The sequence below is a fragment of the Pseudomonas sp. B21-015 genome, from assembly GCF_024749285.1.
Lineage (GTDB): Bacteria > Pseudomonadota > Gammaproteobacteria > Pseudomonadales > Pseudomonadaceae > Aquipseudomonas.
In genome coordinates this window covers 5,746,997-5,768,422 of the sequence record NZ_CP087196.1, presented here as the reverse complement: position 1 = coordinate 5,768,422, position 21,426 = coordinate 5,746,997, and the positions used below count along the sequence as shown (strand labels likewise).

The following is a 21,426-nucleotide window of genomic DNA, read 5'->3' as shown; positions in this document are numbered from 1 at the left end:
TGCAAGGTATCGATGAGCAATGCGATCAGCAGGATCAGCCCGATCATCACTCCCTGCATCAGCCGTACTTCGCCCTGGATTTGCCCGTGCTGGGCGCGCACCACCGGTTCCAGCCCGGCGATGGCCTGTTGCACGGCGGTAATTTTCAAGTGCGTCGCGGTGCTGAGGTCGGTGCGCTTCTGGATCTGTTCGCGCGTGCGTGCCAGTTCAGCGGGGTAGCGGGTGAGCAGGCTGTTGAGTTCACGCTTGAGAGCGACACCGGCGTCTTCGTCGACGGTTTTTTCGGTGTTCTCCAGGCCCATCATGGCGGCGAAATCATCGGTGTTCGATTCACTGCTAGTGGTTACCCCCAGCAGCGGCAAGGCGCCCAGTTGTTCGGCCTGAATGCGAATGCTGGCGACTTCGCGCTCGACATCGGCAGCCAGTTCGCTGCGTCCGCTGCTGACCAGTTTGTCCCGGGCCAGAGACAGCTTGCCCAGATGCTGGGAGGCGGCGAGCAAGGGCGCAAGATACGCTGCGTTGCCACTGGCGTACTGGCTGAGCTGATCGAGGCTGGCGCCGAGCTCGCGTTCAGCTTGCAGCAGCAGGGCCTGTGGATCGCCGGCGAGTTTGCCAGCGGCCAACAGGTCCGTCTTGCTGAACTCATCCAGGCTCGACAGGCTGGGCCGCAAGGTGTCAGCCAAGGGGGGCGGCAACTCGCCGAGCTCCTTTTGCAGGCTGTCGATGGCCTGGCTGGCGCTGCTCAGGCGCAAGGCATCGCCGCTGGCCAGGTAATCCTCAACGTTGCGCGCCACTTCATTTTGAAACTGCTGAGACAGGCCCAGGTAGTGCTCCATTAACAGATAGGGGCGTTCCAGGGCCTTTTGCGACCACCAGAGGGTGACGCCGAGGGCCACGCACACGGCGACCAGAAGGAGGGTATTGAGATTGGTCAGCAGCTTCAGGCGCATCGTGGTCTACCAACGGCAGAATGGTAAGTGCCTGAAGTTATTGCGTTTTTGTTACAGGGTTATGACCGAATCGGTCGATTCCGATGAAAAAGTGGCACTTTGCTTTGACTCCCGCGCGGCTTGCACACGGTTGCGTCCCGCGTTCTTGGCGCGGTACAGCGCCTCGTCCGCCTGGCTGGCCATCAGCAGGCTGTCGGAGTCTTCGCGCAGATCGACGACGCCGGCGCTGAAGGTGCACCAGAGGTCCTGGGGCTGAGCGGGGTAGTGAATCTCGGCAAAGCGCTGGCGGATCTCATCGAGCACCTTGCAGGCCGATTCGATATCGGTGTCCGGCATGACGATGGCGAACTCTTCACCGCCGTAGCGGCCGATGAAGTCGGTCTTGCGCAACCGTTGCTTGAGGAACAGCGCCAGGCTCTTGATCACCCGGTCGCCCATGGGATGGCCGTGGCTGTCGTTGACCCGTTTGAAGTGGTCGATGTCGAGCATCGCAAAGCTCAGTGGCTTGTTCTCGCGACGGGCGCGGAATGAACAATCTTCGAGCAATTGCAAAATATGGGTGTGGTTGTACAAACCGGTCAGGCTGTCGCGAACCATCCGCGCTTTCAAATTGCGCGCCCGCGCCGCGCGGTTGCGCACGGTGGTGATCAGGTGCCGTGGCTTGATTGGCTTGGTCAGGAAGTCGTCGCCGCCCTCGCTCATGGCGTCGAGCTGCTTGTCCAGATCGTCTTCGGCCGACAGATAAATGATCGGCACGCTGACATAGCGGTCGTTGTGCCGGATCACCTTGGCCAGTTCAGTACCGGTGCAGGCTGGCATGTACATGTCGAGGATGATCAGGTCCGGCTGGAAATCCGCCAGTTCGGCCATGGCGTGGATCGGTTCGATCAAGGTTCGCGTGACGATCCCGGCGCTATTGAGCAGACGCTCGGTGTGCAAGGCCTGGGCGCGGGAGTCGTCGATGATCAGCACTTTATAAGGTTCGTACTGGGCGACGCAGGTCAGGACTTCGATCTTTTCCAGCAGGCTCGAGGCTTCGAGGGTGCCGGTGAGAAACTCCTGGCCGCCGGCGCGCACGGCGGCGAGGCGGGTCGGGGTATCGGTTTCGTGCAGGCTGAAGAAAAGTAGCGGTAACGGTTCATCCAGACCGATCTGGGCTTCGGCCGCCAGTTTCAGGCCGATGCCGGCACCACTGAAGTCGACATCCATGACAATCGCCGCCGGCAAACGCTCGACCATCGAGGCGCGGAACGCGGCGACACTGTCGAGGGATTGAGCGCTGAGCCCGAAGAATTCAAGTTGCTTGGCCAGCCGCTCGGCCCGGTCGTGATCCTGCAGCATCACGTAGATCGGTTTGCGCAGCGGCGGCAGGAAGGTTTGTTCGAATTGATCGCCATGGCGCAGGCCCGTGCGGGACAAGCGCTGCATCAGGCGATTAAGGTCAGTGATCAGTCCGCTGCTCAGGCGTCCGCGGTTAGCATCCACCGCTTCCAGTGACTGGCCGATGTGGCGTGCCAGCTGGGTGTGTTCCGGTTGTTCGAAGCGTTCGGCAAAACGCAGCAGGCGCAGGTTGGCCTCACTCAGCTCCGACAAGTCGGTGGTGGACCATTCGTTGCGTTGCAGGCGTTGCCATATTTCAAGAATCTGACGCGCCTGATGAATTACCCGCTGGGCAAAGTGGTGCTTGAGGCGCTCACGGCTGGGGTCTTCTGGCTCGGTCATATCCTGACTACTAGTTAGGGTGCATGCTGAGATCGACTGATGGCTCTATGCTAGCACCTCTTTTCGATTGCATGAGTGTCGTACGTCAATAATCTGCAAAGCGACTTCATTCAGTTCCCGACCGACTGGTCGGATAGCCGTGTAGCAGCAGGCTTCGCCAGCTGCTACAAGGGGCGTGCTTCATTTATAGTGGCGCATCGACCATGCGATTGCACTGGCTCAGTGCTCCGCGCGGATTAATGCGCGGCAAAATGAGGCACGATGGCGTAGGGTTGTGGTCGAACCGATGAACTCAAGTGATTGAAAGGATACCGCCATGCTGGACTGGAAGAACCGCACGGGCAGCGCGCCTGAACGTGCCGCTGAACCGAAATCGGCCACCCGCAGTTATTTGGGCGGCCTGTTGTTCAGCCGGGCGCTGGCCACTCTGACTGGCCTTTACCTGCTGGTGGCTATCGCGCTGGGCTGGTACTGGAGCCAGGAGCCCGCATTGTTCCCGGTTCAGCAGAATGCCCAGATGGCGGCCGAAAAAGAAGGCAAGCAGATGGTCGTGGGTTACACCACGGTGGAAACCCTCAAGACGGTTGCCGGTACCCTGCTGACCAAACCGGGTGGCTATATTTCCAACGACCGCTTTCCGCCGGGCCTGTGGATGGACAACATGCCGAGCTGGGAATATGGCGTGCTGGTCCAGGTTCGCGACCTGAGTCGTGCGTTGCGCAAAGACTTCGCCCGTTCCCAGTCGCAGTCCGCCGAAGACGCCGACCTGGCCAAGGCCGAGCCGCGTTTCAACTTCGACAACAAGAGCTGGGTGCTGCCGTCCAGTGAGTCCGAGTATCAGGAAGGCATCAATTCCCTGAGCCGCTATCAGGCACGTCTGTCGGGGGCTGACCAGAAAAGCGCGCTGTTCTATGCCCGCGCCGACAACCTGAACAACTGGCTGGGTGATGTGGGAACCCGTTTGGGTTCGCTGTCGCAACGGCTGTCGGCCAGCGTAGGCCGGGTCAAGCTCAACACCGCGCTGAAAACCGAAGTCCCGGCGCTCGGTCAAGTGCCGCAGGTTGATGAAGAAGTCGTCGAAACCCCGTGGATGCAGATCGATAACGTGTTCTACGAGGCCCGCGGTCAGGCCTGGGCCTTGTCCCACCTGCTGCGCGCCATCGAAGTCGACTTCGCCGATGTGTTGGCGAAGAAAAACGCCACGGTCAGCGTGCGCCAGATCATCCGTGAGCTGGAGGCCTCGCAAGAGCCGGTCTGGAGCCCGATGATCCTCAACGGCAGCGGCTTCGGCGTGCTGGCCAACCACTCGCTGGTCATGGCCAATTACATCTCCCGGGCCAACGCCGCGGTGATCGATTTGCGTCAGTTGCTCAATCAGGGCTGAGTCATGGTCGATAACTCCGTCGATAGCATGCGGGAGGCCGCCCACCGTGCGGCCTCGGATGCCGAGCAGATCGCCTGGGTCGACGAGCAGGACAACCTGCTCGGCGCACTGGTCCGCTCCGACCTGCGTGAACGAGGGCTGATCGGGCGCGGCACCTACATCATGCTGTTCAATTCTGCCGGTGAGCTGTGCGTGCACCGGCGTACCCTGAGCAAAGCGATATATCCCGGTTATTGGGACGTGGCGGCCGGCGGCATGGTGCTGGCTACCGAGACCTACGCCGAATCGGCGGCCCGTGAGCTGGAAGAAGAGCTGGGTGTGAGCGGTGTGGAACTGAGCGCCCATGATCACTTTTTCTTCGAGGACACCGGCAACCGGCTCTGGTGTTCGGCGTTTTCGGCGGTGTGGGATGGCCCGTTGATCCTGCAGCCGGAAGAAGTGCTTGAAGCGCGCTTCATCCCGATCGATCAGGTTCTGCTGGAAATCACGCAGAAGCCTTATTGCCCGGACTCTCTGGCGGCCTTGAAGCGCTATCTTCGTGCCCAAGGGGAGAACGTCGCAAAAGAGCTGTAAATTGGCGCCGATTGGCTCTTAGCAAGTCGGCTTTTTGCCGTTACACTGCGCGACCTTTTCAAGCTGAACCGGTAATGCTTGTTGTAAGAGCTGCCGCGGCTGCGATCTTTTGACTTTAGCTTTTGAGTCAAAATCAAAAGATCGCAGCCTCGTTGCACTCGTCAGCTCCTACACCGGGTTTTCCGTTTCAGTAGCGCTGCCCCTGCCTGAGTGGGGCTTCGCGGTCGATGGCACTCAGTTGCCGCGACCAGTCTTTGTCCTCCCAAGAGGATTGCCGGTGGCCAAAAAAGCCGCATCCTTCGCCGCCCTTGGTGGCCTGGTATTTTCCACCGACGCAGGTCGTCATTGCCCCGATTGCCGTCAACCGGTGGATGCCTGCATCTGCAAACAAACCGTCATCCCGGCCGGCGACGGCATCGCTCGCGTGCGTCGCGAAAGCAAGGGCCGTGGCGGCAAGACGGTGACTACCATCACCGGCGTGCCGTTGGCCGAAGACGCACTCAAGGAACTGGCCACCACGTTGAAGAAACGTTGCGGGACCGGTGGGGCGTTGAAAGACGGGATCATCGAAATCCAGGGCGATCATGTCGAGCTACTCTTGGCTGAGCTGATCAAACACGGTTTCAAGGCGAAGAAGTCCGGCGGCTAGCAGCCTCTGTGAAAACCACCCGCGGCTTGATCCAGTCCTGATTTTTCATTTTGGCCTGGCGTCGTCTCCATGGTTTTCACAGAGCCTGTTCATGACCGGTTTCTAAACTCACTGCGGTCAACGAGGTCTACCCCCTCGTTGACGAACCGTCATTTTCATTCTTTAGACTGCGCCGGCCTGAACTCAAGGCGACGCTCTATGACTTCTTTATAGGGGACTTCGATGTCCGTAAGACGCACACGCAAAGACGATGGCAGCCAATGGACAGTTGCGGACAGCCGCAGTGTTTATGGGATTCGCCATTGGGGGGCCGGGTATTTCGCGATCAATGACGCCGGTCGCGTCGAAGTTCGTCCGAACGGCCCGACCAGTTCGCCTATCGACCTGTTCGAGCAAGTCGACCAACTGCGCAAAAGCGGTTTGTCCTTGCCGTTGCTGGTGCGCTTCCCCGACATTCTGCAAGACCGCGTGCGTCAGCTGACCGGTGCGTTCGACGCCAACATCGAGCGTCTGGAATACCAGAGCAAGTACACCGCGCTGTACCCGATCAAGGTCAACCAGCAGGAAGCGGTGATCGAAAACATCATCGCCACCCAGAACGTATCGATCGGTCTGGAAGCTGGCTCCAAGCCTGAGCTGTTGGCGGTACTGGCGCTGGCGCCGAAGGGCGGCACCATCGTCTGCAACGGTTACAAGGACCGCGAGTTCATCCGTCTGGCGTTGATGGGCCAGAAGCTCGGTCACAACGTGTTCATCGTCATCGAGAAAGAATCCGAAGTCGGTCTGGTGATCGAAGAAGCGGCGGCGCTCAAGGTCAAGCCGCAGGTCGGCCTGCGCGTGCGTCTGTCGTCCCTGGCGTCGAGCAAGTGGGCAGACACCGGTGGCGAAAAATCCAAGTTCGGCCTGTCGGCGGCGCAGCTGCTGTCGGTGGTCGATCGTTTCCGCGCTGCGGGTCTGGACCAGGGCATTCGCCTGCTGCACTTTCACATGGGTTCGCAGATCGCCAACCTGGCGGACTACCAGCACGGTTTCAAGGAAGCGATCCGTTACTATGGCGAGCTACGCAACCTCGGCCTGCCGGTGGACCACATCGACGTCGGTGGCGGCCTGGGTGTCGACTACGACGGTACTCACTCGCGTAACGCCAGTTCGATCAACTACGACATGGACGATTACGCCGGTGTCGTGGTCGGGATGCTCAAGGAATTCTGCGACGCGCAGAGCCTGCCGCACCCGAACATCTTCTCTGAAAGCGGCCGCTCCCTGACCGCCCACCACGCCATGCTGGTGGTGCAGGTGACCGACGTCGAGAAACACAACGACGACGTGCCGAAGATCGATAACAAGGAAGAGCTGCCGGAAACCGTGCAGTGGCTGGTTGACCTGCTCGGTCCGACCGACATTGAAATGGTTACCGAGACCTACTGGCGCGCCACGCACTACATGAGCGACGTGGCCACTCAATACGCCGATGGCAAGCTGACCCTGGCGCAAAAAGCCCTGGCCGAGCAATGCTACTTCGCCGTGTGCCGTCGTCTACACAACTCCTTGAAGGCCCGTCAGCGTTCCCACCGTCAGGTGCTCGACGAACTCAACGACAAGCTGGCCGACAAGTACATCTGCAACTTCTCGGTATTCCAGAGCCTGCCGGATACCTGGGCCATCGGCCAGGTCCTGCCGATCCTGCCGCTGCACCGTCTCGACGAAGAGCCGCTGCGCCGTGCGGTGCTGCAAGACCTGACCTGCGACTCCGACGGCAAGATCAAGCAATACGTCGACGAGCAGAGCATCGAGACCAGCTTGCCGGTGCATGGTCTGAACGAAGGCGAAGACTATCTGCTGGGGATCTTCCTGGTGGGTGCCTACCAGGAAATTCTCGGCGACATGCACAACCTGTTCGGTGACACCGACTCGGTGAACATCTACCAGAACGCCGACGGCAGTGTGTACCACGCCGGTATCGAAACCCACGACACCATCGAAGACATGCTGCGTTACGTGCACTTGTCGCCGGAAGAGCTGATGACCCACTACCGCGACAAGTGCGCCAGTGCCCGCATCAGCGCCGCCGAGCGCACCCAGTTCCTCGATGCCTTGCGTCTGGGCCTGACCCGTTCGTCTTACCTGTCTTCTTGAGGTAAGGCGCTGCGCCCATCGGGTTGTCTGAAAATTCTCCGTACGTTGCGGAAATTTCAGATGACCTGGTGCGGGGCTTCTCTTTTTTCACGCGAAATGACCCACATTCCTAGCAATCCAAGCGATGTGGTCTTCTTTTCACGTAGGTCATTTCCTAAGTTGTACTTCGGCACTCTACTCGGCCATGTCTCTCAGCGAGAATCCCCAGCCGCCCCTCCTGTAGAGAATCGCCGATGTTCGATCCAGTCAACGAGCCGTCATTTCGTCTGGATATAGCGGGTCTGCCCGACTCCTTTGAGGTCTTGGCCTTTACCGGTAGTGAAGCCATCAGCGAGCCTTTTGTGTTCGACGTGGATCTGCTGAACGATGACCCGACGCTGGACCTTGCTAGCCTGCTGTACCGTTCGGCCTTTTTGCACTTCGGGCCGCCGGGGGAGGGTATTCACGGGCAGTTGCTTGGCCTCGCTCAACCCGGCCATGGCGACGAACCCAGGCTTTGCCGTGTGCATCTGGGACCCAGGCTGGCGTGTCTGGCCCAGCGCTTCAATCAGCGAATCTTCAGCAATCGCTCGGTGCCGCAGATTCTCGCTCAGGTGCTCAAGGAGCACGGCATTGCCGGCAAGGATCGTCGCTTCGAGTTGAGCGGCGATTACCCACCCCGTGATTTCTGCACGCAGTACCGGGAATCGGACCTGCAATTTCTCCAGCGTCTGTGCGCCCAGGAACGGCTTCATTACTATTTCGAGCACCGCGTGCACGGGCACTGCCTGGTTTTCGGTGATGGCCTGGGGCCGTTTCACCGTGGCGAAGAGAGCGTCTTCGAGGGTGAGAGCGAACGGCCGGGGGGGCACCCGTTCAAGCTTCACGGCTGCGGGCAGATTGCTGAAGGCCAGACGAACCTGGCGACGCTGCGCAGCGGTCAGCTGATGCCGTTGTCCGGCCATCCTTGCGCGGACTTGAATCGTCTCTGGCTGTTGACCCATGTCGGGCATCAGGGAGGACAGGAACCGGGGGGGTCTTATAGCAATCAGTTGCGCGCCATTGCGCAGGAAGTGCCTTTCGTGGCGGCTTATGCGGGTGTGAAACCCAGAATGCACAGCTTGCAGCGGGCGTGGGTAGTCAACGTCAGTGAGCCTCGCCCCGATCCATCCAGGCCGGTTGCCGTGCAGTTTGACTGGCTTTATCAGGGCGAAGGCGCAGCCCCCAGCCACTGCTGGTTGCCGTTGGCTCCCGAGCTGGAAAGCGCAGGAGCCATGCCGTTGAGTGAAGGCACGCAGGTGCTGGTGAGTTTTATCGAAGGCGATCCGGATCAACCCTTGATCAGCGGATTTCTTCCCCGACCACCGTCCAGCGCAGAGCCAGCCCTACCCGACCTGCTATCCGCCTCGACGACTGAAGCCAGCCGCGCGGTCGATGGTTTATTGGGTTTACTGCAATCGAGCGAACCTTTGGTGCTTCTGTGCCTGCTGCCGGGCGGGGGCAGTTTCAGTCATTGCGCGCAATCCTTTTGCACGTGCCGGGCAGCGGCGCAGCTCGGCCAGAGCGGTGCGGCATGATCGCCGCTCAGGCGCCCGACTCGACCCCGCAATGGCTGTTGCTCGATATACCGGGCGTGCCTGGGGCCGGTGTGATGCTGCGGCAACAGTTCGCTCATGCCCGATGGTTCTGGCTGTTCGAAAGCACCGAGTTTCACCCGTTGCGTGAGCGCGGGCCGGCGTTGGTCGACCTTCGCGAGTGCCCGGCACTCGCCGAGCTGTACTCAAGTGAGCCGCACATCTGGAGTGGGTTGCTGCTGGTCAGTGAAGCACCGCCATCGCAGTTGCTGGAGCATTTGCGACGCATGCTCACAGTCACCTTCGGTCTGCATCACCGGGCCTTGCTGAGCTACTACAACCCTCAAGCGGCAAGTTACTTTTTTGATGCCTGCGACGCGCTGGAGCTGAGTCGCTGGCTCGGTCCGATCGACCAGTTGCGCTGGTTCGGAGGCACCTGGGCCGATCGAGCCATTGGCTGTCCGGGCTGGCAGCAGTTGCTCAATCCGCGGCTTGCCGTCAGGCCGCTGGCCATCGAAGAAAACCTCAGCCTGCGTCAGCGAGACTCCTTGCAAACCTGCCTGCTGGAGCAACATGCCTGGCGCTGGAGCCGATCCACCGGGACTGACTACAACAGCTTGTGGGCCCATCTGCAGGAAGGGCTGGCGCTGGGTTTCAGCGAACGCCCGGTGCTCGATGGCTGGTTATGGCTACGCTTGCAGCACCCCGATGCTATGCCCCAGCTACCGTTGCCGGGAATCACTCAGCAGGAACGTCTCGATAGCCTGCGCAACCTGTGGCAGAACGATCAACCCTGAATGAGTTGAAGGTCTGCCCCTCGTCAGCCTTTGAACCAGCTGTCGTTCTTGCGCAAGTACCAGGCGAACGCGCCAAGGGTCAGGCTGCGCAGCAACATGAACAGCAGGAAGGTTATCCACAGGCCATGGTTGCCCAGACCTTGCAGCGCCCAGGCGAAGGGCAGCAGCAGGAGCACCGTCAACAGCATGCCGTTGCGCATTTCCCGGGCACGGGTGGCGCCGATGAACAGGCCGTCGAGCAGGTAACTCCAGACGGCAATCAGCGGCAGTGCGGCGAGGTAAGGCAGGTAGATGAAGGCGGTGTCGCGCACGCTCTGAATGTCGGTCTGCATCTGGATGAACAGGTGCCCGGCGAACAGAAACAGCAAGGCAAACCCCACACTCGCCAGCAACGACCAGCCGCACGCTACCACCAGTGAGCGGCGCAGGGCCTCTCGGTCGCGAGCGCCGATGGCGTGTCCGCACAGGGCTTCCACGGCGTGGGCCAGACCGTCCAGTGCGTGGGCGGTCAGCAGCAGGCCGTTGAGCAGCAATGCGTTGGCGGCGACCGTGGCGTCGCCCAGCCGCGTACCCTGCACGGTGATCAGGAAAAACACCGACTGCAACGCCAGGCTGCGGATGAAGATGTCGCGGTTGACCGCCAGTAATGGGCGCCAGCTCTGCCACAACGCCAGCGCGGCCCAGGCGATATGGCCGGGATAGGCGCGCAGGGCTTTGCGGGTCATGAACAGGCCGATCAGCGCGCCGGTCCACTCGGCGATCACCGAGGCCCGCGCCGCGCCGACCACGCCCCACTCCAGGCCGAGCACGAACCACAGGTTCAGCGCGATGTTGACCAGGTTGGTGCTCAACAGAATGGCCAGCGGTGCCCGGGCGTTCTGGGTGCCGAGGAACCAGCCGACCAGCGCATAACTGGCCAGCGCCGCCGGCAAGCCGAACAGCCGCGTGTGGAAGAACTCGCGGGTCAGTTGATCCAGCTCCGCCGACGGTTGCATGAAGTGCAACGCGACCCCGCTCAACGGCACGCCCAACGCCCCCAACAGAATGGCCAGGCCCATGGCCAACAACAAACCTTGCAGCAATATCTGCCGCAACGCGGCGCCATCCCCGCGCCCGGCAGCCTGGGCGGCGAACCCGGTGGAGCCCATGCGCAGAAAACCCATGGCCCAGGCGAGAAAGGTATACAGGCTGGCGCCCACCGCAACGGCACCGAGCTGATGAGCATGGGGCAGGTGGCCGATGACGGTACTGTCGACCAGCGCCACCAGCGGTACGGAAATGTTCGAGAGAATCATGGGGGCGGCGAGCGCCCAGACGCGACGATGGGTTGGACGGTCGCGCCAGTCGGCAATCAGGTTGGACATGCAAGCTCCTTGGGGGCGCCTGCATTGTAGCGGCAGGTGAGCGCGATCTGCATGATCGTTCCCATGCTCTGCGTGGGAATGACTCCTGTGACGCTCTGCGTCACGCCGTCAGGGACGCGGAGCGCCCCGGGCTGCATTCCCACGCAGAGCGTGGGAACGATCAGGGCGGGAGGGATTGGGGTTAGTGAATGATCCAGCTCAGCAACCACAGCCCCAGCAGCAACCAGACAATCCCCATGATGATCGACGCGTTCATGAAGGCGCGGATCGCCGACCACAGCAGCATCAGCCCGATGATCAAGATGATGATGCTGATGATCGAAGTTTCCATGCCCAGTGCCTGGGCCAGCCCTTCGACAAAATTGCTGCCGGCGTTGCTCAACAGGTTGAACAGACCACTGAGGGTATCGATTATAAAGCGGATGACCGAACCGATTGCCTGGCCGAGCCATTCGAAAAAACTTTCTACCTGCATGTGTACGTCCTGATGGAGTGGTGGCGTGGTTGCCGGATCCGAGCGTTGGGCTACTGATCGTGCTCCCGGGTTCCCCACAAGCATAGAGGGTTGCACTATTCCTGTAGGAGCAAGCCTGCTCGCGATGGTCTGTCAGTCAACATCTACGTTGAATATCAACGCGCATTCGCGAGCAGGCTCGCTCCCACAAAAAATCGCCTCCGCCGCTTAACCACTGCCACTTGCCTTCACCCGCCATCCCCCTGAAGCTATACGCCTTCAGGAGAGCCCGATGAACCTTGTTGAACTGACCGAACGCCTGCACGCCATCCGCGACCGCAATGACTGGCGGCAATTTCATAGCCCGAAAAACCTGGCCATGGCCGCGAGCGTGGAAATGTCCGAACTAGTGGAAATCTTCCAGTGGCTGAGCGAAGACCAGTCGCGCCAGTTGCCGGCGGACAAACTCGCCCATGCCGGGCAGGAAATCGGCGACATCGTGCTGTATCTACTGCTGCTGTGCAGCGAGTTGGGGTTGGACATGAATGAAGTGGTGCGCAACAAACTCGCGGACAGCGAACGGCGGTTCAGCTGATGAGCGACCGTCATTTCGATCAGTTGGCGACCCGTTTCGCTGAAAAAATCTACGGTGGCGCCAAAGGTGCGATCCGTCTTGCCGTGTTGCAGGCCGACCTGGCCGAAACCCTGCCGGACCGCCCGTTGCGGGTACTGGACATCGGCGCCGGCCTGGGCCACATGTCGTTGTGGCTGGCCCAGCGCGGTCATCAGGTAACCCTCGCCGAGCCCGCCGAACCGATGCTTGAAGGCGCCCGCCAGCGTTTCGCCGAAGCCGGGCAGACGGCGACATTCATTCAGGCGCCGTGGCAGGACCTGCTCGGTCAGCTCACCGAACCCTACGACCTGGTGCTGTGCCACGCCGTGCTGGAATGGTTGGCCGAACCCCATGCGATTTTGCCGGTGCTGCATCAGCTGACGAAGCCGGATGGCTGGTTGTCCCTGGCGTTCTACAACCGTGACGCGTTGATCTACCGGAACCTGCTCAAGGGCCATTTTCGCAAGATGCGCAAGAATGACATGGCCGGCGAAAAGCAGAGCCTGACGCCGCAGCAGCCACTGGATCCACGGGAACTGGCGGCGCAACTTGAGGGCATGTGGCAGGTCGAAACCCAGAGTGGGGTGCGGGTTTTTTACGACTACATGCCGGTGGAGTTCCAGGCCCGCGTCGAACTGCCGGACTTGCTCGAAATGGAACTGGCGCACCGCCGTCACCCAAGCTTCGCCGGGCTTGGGCGCTACTTGCACTGGATCTGTCGGCCGATCTGACCGGAGCACAAAATGCATAGTCGTTCAGGGTTACTGGTGATCTGTCTCGGGTTGGCGGCCTGTCAGGGCAGCAACCCTTACATCGCGACGTCCAATCCCCTGCCACCGGCGCCGCCCCAGGCCGCCAGCACCTTCGACCGCAGCGCCTACCCGGCGGCACCACGCGATTACGGCCGCTATCGCAGTTGGGCCTGGCTCAACGGGCGCCTGCCTCCGGGCACGGCCTGGGCCGACTCGGCGCAGGTGGCCGAAGCCGTCAGCAATGCCCTCGATCAACGCGGCTTGCGCCCGTTGCACGACAACCGCCCGGCAGACCTGTGGGTCAGCGCCGATTTGCGCTTGGAAACCCGTTTGCGTCAGGTGCAGGACGGCTCTGATTACGGTGGCGGTTATGGCGGCTACAACCGCTACGGCAGTGGTTACGGCATGTACAACACGGTGCCGGTCATCCGTACTTATCAGGTGCAAGTCGTGGTGGTGCGGGTCGATCTGTTCGACGCGAGTACCGGTCAACCGGTGTGGAGTGCCAGCGCTGAAACCAGCAGTCAGGGCAACCAGGGCGAGCGTGCCGATGCCATTCGCGAAGCTGTGGAAAAGGCCATGTCGGCGTATCCTCCCAGTTAGCCTCCTGTTCAGGTGCATGTCTTCATCGGAGAAAAATCATGTTCCGCCGTCTCGTTTCACTGGCCATGGCCGCGCTGCTCACTGCCTGTGCCGCCAACCAGGTCTACCATGACTTCGATGCCAGCCGCGACTTTGCCGCCTATCGTAGCTGGAGCTGGAAAGAGCCCGCCTTGCAATACCGTCCCGACGACCCACGGATCAAGAGTGACCTGACCGAACAACGCATCCGCCAGGCCGTTGCCGATCAGCTGGATCAGCGCGGTTTGCGCCCAGCCGCCGCCGGCGCCAGCTCGGATCTGAAGGTGCAGACCTACCTGATCGTCGAAGATCGTCAGCAACAGGTGACCACTAACTATGGCGGCGGTTGGGGCAGCCCATGGAACGGTTATTGGGGCGGGCCGATGTATAACGAAACCCGCAACATCAGCTACAAGGTGGCGACCATCCAGGTCGACCTGCTCGATGGCAAGGACGGCAAACTGGTGTGGCGCGGCAGCGACGAGCAGACCCTCAGCCGCACACCGAATCCGCAGGAGCGCAGCAATACGATCCGCGAGACGGTTGGGCGGATATTGGCTAACTATCCACCGCGCTAAACGCTGAACGGCCGCCTTCGCGAGCAAGCCCGCCCCCACAATTAGCCCATTCCCACATGGGTTTTTTGTTATCTGGGATGGCGAGTTGCCAGCAATCTGGCGATCCCTTGTCTACACTGCTGCTCACCCATGGAGGTAACCCTCGGCAGTGCGCCGGCAAAGGAGTGCGTCATGTCTCCCGGCTTGCAGTTTCGTAGCCCGGCCCGGCAACGGGGAGCGATCGGTTTGATGGCGGTGCTGACGCTCGGCATGGCCTTGGTGTTCCTGCTGATCGTGGTCGACAGTGGTCGCCTGTACCTGGAAAAACGCCACCTGCAGCAAGTAGCGGACATGGCCGCGCTGGAGGCTGCCACGCGCAACGGTGATTGCGCCGTGGGTGACACCGCTTCCGCCTATGCCACCGCCAGTGCAAACCGCAACGGCTTCACCCTTCCTGACCCCACGCGCAGCCTGGCGGTGGCCTGTGGCACCTTGAGTCTGGATGCCAATAATCTTCGGGTATTTGCGGCGAATCCGAGCAGCAGCGAAGCCATTCGGGTGAGCGTCAGCCATTCGGTTCCGCAGAGTTTCGCCGCAGGCATTGGCGCCCTGTTCGGCGGTGCTCCAGCCGGGGCGACCCTCAACCTGACCGCGATCGCCGTGGCAGCGTTGCCGCCACCGCTGGCATCGCTGACCATTCGCAGCACGGTGCTGACGATCGATACCAGCAAGTCGGCCACCCTCAATGGGCTGTTCGGCGGTTTGCTGGGCGGCAGTCTGAACCTCTCCGTGGCAGGCTGGAACGGTTTGGTGAACACCAATATCAGCCTGCTCGGTTACCTCGATCGATTGAAGGTTGACCTCGGTCTCAACGCCGCCGGGTATGACCAGGTGTTGGGCGCTTCGGTGACCGTCAGCCAGTTGATCCAGACCACCGTCAATGTGCTGGACCCCGGCGGCACTCTCGGCGCGACGGCGACCATCGTCGGGCTGCAAGCACTCAAGGTTGCCGCTGGCTCAACGACCGTGGTGCTGGGCAATATGCTGCACGTCGAGAACGGCAGCAATATGTCGGCGTTGGCGACAAACGTGAGCGTGTTCAACCTGATCGAAGGCATCGTGCAACTGGCCAACAAGAAGAATGGTCTGGTGGCAACGCTGCCGATCAATCTGGCAGGGCTGGCGCAAATCACGGCCCGGGTGCAGGTCCTGGAGCCGCCGCAACTCTCGGCAATCGGCAACCCGAAAAACGCGGCGCTGGATCCACTGGGCCCCAATAGGATCTACGTGAGAACCGCGCAGGTTCGCACATTGTTGTCGATCGACTTGCCGGCACTCGACGCCATTGTGGCGCTGGTCAATGCAGTGGCGGACCTTGCAGGGCCGCTGACCAACACCCTCAACGCCTTGCTCAACCTCAACCTGGTGGCGGTGCTCAATTCACTGACCTGTGCCTTGGGCGTGCCCTGCCAGACGCCCGATATCATCGTCCTACCGGGGCCGATACGGCTCGATGTAGCGCTGGAGGTCGCCAGTGCCAGCAGTTACGTCACGGCCTACAGCTGCGTCAGTAATACCAACAAAACCCTGACCACCAGCACCAATACGTCGCTGGTCAACCTGAAAATCGGCCGGATCGATGCGGCCAGCATGTTCGGCAGCAACACCACGCCGCCGACGGTCACGGTGCAGCCGTTGAAGGTGATCGATATCGGGATCAAAACCTGTCGCAGGCTTCTCTTTCTGCCCATCACCTGCGATCCGCGTGTGCCCGGCGTCGGTGGCGGTATCGATATCGTTGCCGACACCAGCGTGGCGGCGAACGCCAACATCTCCCACATCTACTCCGCACCACCCGCCAGCAGCCTGCCGGAAATCAACCAGCCACCGTTCTACTACTCGTTTTCCACCAGCAGCATCGTCAGCAGTCTGCTCAACACCCCGCTTAACATTCACGTGGATATGTATGGTCCGTCGGGCAGTCTCGTCAGTGATCTGGGGACGATCCTGAGCAGTGTCACCACTTTGCTGGTCAGCGCGATCAACAGCGTGCTCAGCCCGTTGCTCGACAGCTTGATCAACATCTTGCTGTTAAGCCTCGGGATCGATTTGAACATGGTCGACGTCGGTGCCAACCTCAGCTGTCACTCGGGGCGCGCGACGCTGGTGATCTGATCGCCCGTGGCAATCGGCAACTCGATACAAAACCGCGCGCCCTCGGTCGAGTTTCTTACACTCAACTTACCGCCCATGTTTTCGACGATGCCATAACTGACCGACAACCCGAGCCCGGTGCCGACGCCCACCGGTTTGGTGGTGAAGAACGGTTCGAAAATCCGTTCCAGCAGCCGTGGATCGATACCGCCGCCGTTGTCCTCGACCCACAGTCGAACCGAGTCTTCATCACGTTCGGCGTACACCGAAATCCACGGTTTGAACTCCCGGTCGGCCTCGCGTTTGCTCAGCAGCGCATCCCGCGCATTGACCATCAGATTGATCAGCACTTGTTCCAGCTGATCGACGTAACCGCGCACCTGCACTTCAAAAGCGGTCTCGCTGACCCGCAGCTCGACGCCTTTGCCGCGCATGCCTTCGGACAGCAGTGACAGCGTGCCCTCGATGGCTTGAGCCGGATTGAACGGGTGCTGCTCGATCTCCGAACGCCGGCCGAACACCCGCATGTGATCCACCACCCGCGCCGCACGCTGAACTTGCGCGTCGATGCGGTTGAGCTTGTCTGTCAGGTAATCGATTTGCGCATCGCCATTGCTCAGGCGCTTGAGCACATTGACGATGGCCATGCGCATCACGTTCAGTGGTTGATTGATTTCATGGGCCAGCCCGGTGGCCATTTCGCCGAGGGTGGCCATTTTCGCGCTTTGAGTGAGCTGTTGCTGGGCGCGCCGGACTTCGGTGTTGTCGCGGCCTACGGCTTGAATCTCAAGCAAGCGACCCTGCTCGTCGAACACTCCGCGATCCGACCAGACCCACCAGGCGTGTTCCCTTCCCGGCAGTTGCAGGTTGATTTCCGCGGTGCTGACCGGGAACTCCGGGCTCAGCCGACTGAGCCGCTGGAGGAACGCTTCGCGCTGTTCCGGCGACATCCAGCTGCCCAGGTTCGCCCCCGGCAGTTGCTCGGGCTGGCATTCCAGGTAGGTCGCCAGCGGCCGGTTGCCGAAGGTCAGCGTCAGGTCTGGAAGGTAGCGGCAGATCATCGCCGGGGAATCTTCAACGAGAATCCGATAGCGCTCTTCACTCTGTTTGACTTGCTCGGCGGCCAGGGTCGCCTCGGTGACATCCAGCCACAGCCCCACGGCTTCCACCGGCAGCCCGAGGTCATCGCGCAGCAGTTTGGCTTCGTCGAGCAGCCAGTGGTAATCGCCGCGACTGTCGCGCAGCCGATAACGGGCGCGCACCGAACCTTCGCGCAGCAGTTGCCGGGTGCGCTCGAAATAGCGATCACGGTCTTCGGGGTGGACCCGTTCAACCAGCGCGCCGGCGGCGCAATCGGCAAGCGACCAGCCGAGCAGCGGCAGCAGGCTGTCGCTGAAAAATGTCGGTTGCAGCGCCCCTTCGACATAGCGCTGCACGTAGATCACCGCCGGTGAGCTGGCGATCAGGTTGTCCAGCCGGGCATGGGCGGCAGCGGCGTTCTGTTCCTGATTTTTGATGTCGCTGATGTCGAGCATGAAACCCACCAGCCGCCGGTTTTTGCCGATGCCCAAGGCCTGGCCTTGCAGTCGGTACCAGATCGGTGTTTGCGCCATGTCGGGGCGATGCAGGCGCACGCACAGCAGTAGCGGTGTGCTTTCGTCTTGCAAGGTTTGCAGGCGAGTCGTCAGCTCTTCACGGTCGGCGGGGTGAATCTGTTCGAGCCAGTCGTGCAGCGGCAAACGAGTACTCGCAAGGTTCAGCGTACTGGCGAGTGACGGCGCCAATTGCACCTCGGCGGTGTCGCTGAAGACCTCCCACCAGCCGGTGCCGAGCAAGGCTTGCAACGACTCCAGCCGCTCCAGTTGCAGATGGTGCTGATGCTCGCGCAAGCGCTCAAGCAGCGGCCCGGCCAGGGCGGCGGTGAGTTGCAACCAGTCGCGCTCGCTCAGGTCGGGGGCGCGCTCTTGCACCGGGTAGAAACCACAGAGTAACCAGGCGACCACACCCTGGGCATTGTGATAAGGCACCGCGAACCCTTCGGCATTGCCGAAGATGCTTTGCAGACGCGGGTGCTCGCTGGGTGTCAGGTGTTGGGGCGCGGAGCCATTCAAACTGTCGAGGCCGGTGCCCAGGCGTTGATTGATGTCCCACAAGCGGGGTGCATCGAAGGCCGCGTAATGCTGGTGAATCAGCCAACCCTCTGCCTGTTCGTCGAGCAAGGCCATGGCCATGCACGGGATCTGAAAGCGCAGGGCCAGGCCTTGCAGTTGCTCCGCCAGCACCTCGGGCAGACGCGTCAGGCTGCACAGGCGCAACTGTTCACTGACCTGAGCCGCGAGCAACTGGCATTGTTCACGGCTGCGTGCTTGTCGGCGTTCGAGCAACAGGTCGCCGATGTCGATCAACTGCAACAGCCATTTTTCGCCCAACGGCTGCACCCAGCCACGCAGGTGCAGCGGTTGCCCGGCGAGGCTGAAAAAGTCCAGGTCCAGGCTCTGTCCCTGCCAGTCGGCTGGCGCGCCTTCGACCGACAGGCTGCTATGGGGCATGAGGTAATCGAGCAGGTGCGGTGTCTGTGCGTGTGGCACTTGTTGCGTCAGCAAATGCCGCAGCGGGCCGTTCAGGTGAATCACTCGACCTTCGTCATCCAGATGCAGCTGCAAACCGACACGTTGCACGCTCGCAGGGTCTGGCGTGTTCGGGGGCTGTGGTGGCTGGCGATTGAGCAGACGCCCGAAGAGTTTGTCCCCGGAACTCAAAACTGCAGGCTCGATCGGGCGGTAAGAGTCGCCGGCAGATTGGGCACCGAGCCGATCCCCGGTAGCACCAGGAACGGCAGCACTTGATTCAGTTTACTGGTGGGGTAGTTGATGGTGACCGTCAGCACGCCGCCGGTGTAGGTGGCGCTGGCGTCGGTGGCCACGTTGAAGTTCAGTGCGGCGGGAATCCAGGCCAGTTGCCGTGTGAGTTCGGTGGTCGCTATGTTTCTGACGGCGATGTCGTAATTGGCGGTACTCGGGTCCAGCGCCACACTGCGGCGCACCGCTTCGGCCGTCGATTGATGGAACGATTGCATCAGCAACAGCGGCAGGCTGTAACTGACCAGCCCATAAAACACGGCGAAGAAGATGATGAACACCAAGGCGAACTCAATCGCCACGGCACCTTTTTGTTTGCGGGGGAGGCCTGTTTTCATGAGTGCGTCTACCCTGACAATCACGGCGTAACATCAGCATAGAATCATTCAGCCAAAACGGACGTTTTTTACCGGATGCAGAACGTTGTCCTACTTATCTGGCTGGCGCTTTGCGCCGCACAGGATGTCCGGGAGCGGCACATCGCCAATGGCCTGACCCTTGGCGCGGGTGGGCTGGCGCTGGCGTATCTGCTGTGGACGGGCACCACGTGGCTGGGGGCCGATGCGGTACAGGGGGGGTGGGCTTTTTTGTTGGCATTGGCCTTCACCTTGCCCGGTTATGCCTTGAGACGTCTGGGGGCGGGCGATGTGAAACTGATGGCGACGCTGGGCCTTGCGACGGACGGCATGCACCTGCTCGGCGGTTTCATCGGCGCCGGATTGGCCAGTGCGTTCTGGCTGCTGTTGGCGCCAAGACTCTGGCTGTATATGAGCCAGAGACTTAGGGATCGTCTTCGCTACCTGGGACCGGGACCGTCAAAAAAACAGCCCTTTGCGCCGTTCGTGCTGGTGGGCATGTTGCTCACACTGGCCTGGATGCATTAGTCGCAGGCGCCAGCCGTTCTATGTACAGAGCTGGAAAGTGCGTCTACTTTCAACACTGTAGTGGCACAGCCTGTGGCTGTCAGTACGGGAGCGGTCAAGCCTGACCAGGTATGGAGTAACACGTGAACAAGCTTACCTCGGCAATAAAAGTCCTTGTGGTCGATGACGAGCCATTGATTGTCGAAGAGCTATGCGAGTTTCTCGAGCGCAGCGGTTATCGCTGTGTGCCTTGTGTCTGCGGCAAACAGGCGATCGAACGTTTCAGAGAAGACGTGAATGTCGGCCTGGTGCTCTGTGATTTGCAGATGCCCGACATGGATGGCATCCAGCTCGTCCAGTCGCTGCAACGGTTGTCCGGCAAGCACCGGGCGTTCGAGGCGATCATGCTCACCGGGCGGGCGGACAAGCAGGATGTGATCAAGGCCTTGCGGACCGGGTTCGCCGATTACTATCAGAAGCCGATTGATCTGACTGAGTTGCTCGAAGGTTTGCAGCGTCAGGAAGTGGCCTTGCAGGAGCGGCAGAAAAACCTGCAGTTGGGGCATTTGAGTCAGAAGCTGCAGTACCTTTGTGAATCGATCGACGAGCTTTATCAGGATCTGGACAAGGTTCGTCGGGGGCCGTCCTCGGTGCCTGCGTCAGATTCGGCTGACGGTGTGCTCAGTGAGACGGAGCGGGTGGCGATGCCGGCGGTTTTCAATCAGCTGTCGCCGCGGCAGTTGGAAGTGGCGCGGCTGGTGGGCAAGGGGCAGACCAATTATCAGATTGCCTGTGAGTTGGGGATTACCGAGAACACGGTGAAGCTTTATGTGTCGCAGGTGTTGCGGTTGACGCATATGCATAACCGCACACAAGTGGCGTTGGCGTTGTCGCCCGGTAATGCAGGTGTGCGGGGGGTTACTGCACACTAGGCGAGTACGCTGATCAACTGTGGGAGCGGGCTTGCCCGCGAAGGCGGCCTGACAGCCGACCTGTAGTTTGTTGACTGAGTACATATCCATTTCTGCGGTAACGGCCACCTATGGTTCCGCTCTTACAGCGGGTCACTTTTGGCAAACGCCCCAAAAAGTAACCAAAAGGTCTCGCCCCAAGCGTCCGGCCCCTCGCTAAGGCTCGGCGTTCCTTCGCTCCGGTATCCATCTGGGGGCATCGCCCTACGGTTGGCTTCGCTTCAACCTACATGCGATGGGTTCGACTGCGTCGAACGGCGCTGCGCGCCAATCCCCAGATGAACACCTCCACTCAGCCTCCCGAAGGGGCGGACAGATCAAAAGCTCGCGAGGCGAGCTAACGCTCGACCTCGTGGTTTGGCTCACCGCATTTCCCCGCAGGAGCTGCCGAAGGCTGCGATCTTTTGATTTTGGCGGCCTGACAGCCGACCAAGCTCTCCCAGATGACGCCAACC

18 protein-coding genes are annotated in these 21,426 nt (G+C 61.0%); 13 read left to right on the top strand and 5 right to left on the bottom strand.

Annotated features, from left to right (window positions below):
* Nucleotides 1-1,001: 1,001 nt before the first annotated feature.
* Nucleotides 1,002-2,672: a diguanylate cyclase GcbA gene (gene gcbA, locus LOY38_RS26405; protein ID WP_258697733.1), complete on the bottom strand. Its 1,671-nt coding sequence runs from the start codon at nucleotides 2,670-2,672 to the stop codon at nucleotides 1,002-1,004.
* A gap of 316 nt (nucleotides 2,673-2,988) precedes the next feature.
* Here gcbA and LOY38_RS26400 point away from each other — a divergent pair, with 316 nt between their 5' ends.
* From LOY38_RS26400 to LOY38_RS26375, 6 genes are all read left to right on the top strand, one after another.
* Nucleotides 2,989-4,056, top strand: coding sequence for a DUF2333 family protein (locus tag LOY38_RS26400; RefSeq protein WP_258697732.1), 1,068 nt, complete (start codon nucleotides 2,989-2,991; stop codon nucleotides 4,054-4,056).
* A gap of 3 nt (nucleotides 4,057-4,059) precedes the next feature.
* Entirely contained in the window at nucleotides 4,060-4,629 is a 570-nt protein-coding gene (locus LOY38_RS26395; protein WP_258697731.1) for an NUDIX hydrolase, read from the top strand.
* A gap of 277 nt (nucleotides 4,630-4,906) precedes the next feature.
* Nucleotides 4,907-5,278 carry a translation initiation factor Sui1 gene (locus LOY38_RS26390; RefSeq protein WP_105340398.1) on the top strand — a complete coding sequence of 124 codons (372 nt, stop codon included), beginning with the start codon at nucleotides 4,907-4,909 and terminating at the stop codon, nucleotides 5,276-5,278.
* A gap of 222 nt (nucleotides 5,279-5,500) precedes the next feature.
* On the top strand, nucleotides 5,501-7,414 hold the full coding sequence (gene speA, locus LOY38_RS26385; protein WP_258697730.1) for an arginine decarboxylase: 1,914 nt from the start codon (nucleotides 5,501-5,503) through the stop codon (nucleotides 7,412-7,414).
* 233 nt (nucleotides 7,415-7,647) lie between these two features.
* Nucleotides 7,648-8,970 (top strand): contractile injection system protein, VgrG/Pvc8 family, encoded by a 1,323-nt coding sequence (locus LOY38_RS26380; protein WP_258697729.1) that lies wholly within the window; start codon nucleotides 7,648-7,650, stop codon nucleotides 8,968-8,970.
* A complete protein-coding gene (locus LOY38_RS26375; RefSeq protein ID WP_258697728.1) occupies nucleotides 8,967-9,764 on the top strand; it encodes a DUF4123 domain-containing protein in 798 nt (265 codons plus the stop codon). Before LOY38_RS26380 ends, LOY38_RS26375 begins: the two co-directional genes overlap by 4 nt.
* A 23-nt stretch (nucleotides 9,765-9,787) precedes the next feature.
* Here LOY38_RS26375 and LOY38_RS26370 read toward each other — a convergent pair whose 3' ends face one another.
* Together LOY38_RS26370 and LOY38_RS26365 are read right to left on the bottom strand one after the other, a co-directional pair.
* Nucleotides 9,788-11,128: an MATE family efflux transporter gene (locus tag LOY38_RS26370; RefSeq protein WP_258697727.1), complete on the bottom strand. Its 1,341-nt coding sequence runs from the start codon at nucleotides 11,126-11,128 to the stop codon at nucleotides 9,788-9,790.
* Between the two features lie 181 nt (nucleotides 11,129-11,309).
* Nucleotides 11,310-11,603, bottom strand: a complete 294-nt coding sequence (locus LOY38_RS26365; protein ID WP_258697726.1) for a hypothetical protein — start codon at nucleotides 11,601-11,603, stop codon at nucleotides 11,310-11,312.
* Between the two features lie 271 nt (nucleotides 11,604-11,874).
* Here LOY38_RS26365 and LOY38_RS26360 point away from each other — a divergent pair, with 271 nt between their 5' ends.
* From LOY38_RS26360 to LOY38_RS26340, 5 genes are all read left to right on the top strand, one after another.
* Complete coding sequence (locus LOY38_RS26360; protein WP_205887656.1) at nucleotides 11,875-12,177, top strand: MazG-like family protein; 303 nt, start codon at nucleotides 11,875-11,877, stop codon at nucleotides 12,175-12,177.
* On the top strand, nucleotides 12,177-12,926 hold the full coding sequence (locus tag LOY38_RS26355) for a methyltransferase domain-containing protein (RefSeq protein ID WP_258697725.1): 750 nt from the start codon (nucleotides 12,177-12,179) through the stop codon (nucleotides 12,924-12,926). Before LOY38_RS26360 ends, LOY38_RS26355 begins: the two co-directional genes overlap by 1 nt.
* Before the next feature lie 12 nt (nucleotides 12,927-12,938).
* Nucleotides 12,939-13,550 carry a DUF4136 domain-containing protein gene (locus LOY38_RS26350; RefSeq protein ID WP_258697724.1) on the top strand — a complete coding sequence of 204 codons (612 nt, stop codon included), beginning with the start codon at nucleotides 12,939-12,941 and terminating at the stop codon, nucleotides 13,548-13,550.
* Between the two features lie 38 nt (nucleotides 13,551-13,588).
* On the top strand, nucleotides 13,589-14,146 hold the full coding sequence (locus LOY38_RS26345) for a DUF4136 domain-containing protein (RefSeq protein WP_258697723.1): 558 nt from the start codon (nucleotides 13,589-13,591) through the stop codon (nucleotides 14,144-14,146).
* Between the two features lie 171 nt (nucleotides 14,147-14,317).
* On the top strand, nucleotides 14,318-16,300 hold the full coding sequence (locus tag LOY38_RS26340) for a pilus assembly protein TadG-related protein (protein ID WP_258697722.1): 1,983 nt from the start codon (nucleotides 14,318-14,320) through the stop codon (nucleotides 16,298-16,300).
* Here the strand turns inward: LOY38_RS26340 and LOY38_RS26335 are convergent.
* Entirely contained in the window at nucleotides 16,270-19,038 is a 2,769-nt protein-coding gene (locus LOY38_RS26335) for an ATP-binding protein (RefSeq protein WP_258697721.1), read from the bottom strand. The two genes, LOY38_RS26340 and LOY38_RS26335, sit on opposite strands and share 31 nt — an antisense overlap.
* Nucleotides 19,035-19,475, bottom strand: coding sequence for a TadE/TadG family type IV pilus assembly protein (locus LOY38_RS26330; protein WP_258697720.1), 441 nt, complete (start codon nucleotides 19,473-19,475; stop codon nucleotides 19,035-19,037). Before LOY38_RS26330 ends, LOY38_RS26335 begins: the two co-directional genes overlap by 4 nt.
* A 75-nt stretch (nucleotides 19,476-19,550) precedes the next feature.
* Between LOY38_RS26330 and LOY38_RS26325 the strand changes: the two genes are divergently transcribed.
* Both LOY38_RS26325 and LOY38_RS26320 read left to right on the top strand, forming a co-directional pair.
* Complete coding sequence (locus LOY38_RS26325; protein ID WP_258697719.1) at nucleotides 19,551-20,021, top strand: prepilin peptidase; 471 nt, start codon at nucleotides 19,551-19,553, stop codon at nucleotides 20,019-20,021.
* A 122-nt stretch (nucleotides 20,022-20,143) separates the two neighbouring features.
* The gene (locus tag LOY38_RS26320) at nucleotides 20,144-20,932 is read left to right on the top strand and encodes a response regulator transcription factor (protein WP_258697718.1); all 789 of its coding nucleotides are present in this window, start codon (nucleotides 20,144-20,146) and stop codon (nucleotides 20,930-20,932) included.
* The last annotated feature ends 494 nt before the right edge of the window (nucleotides 20,933-21,426 follow it).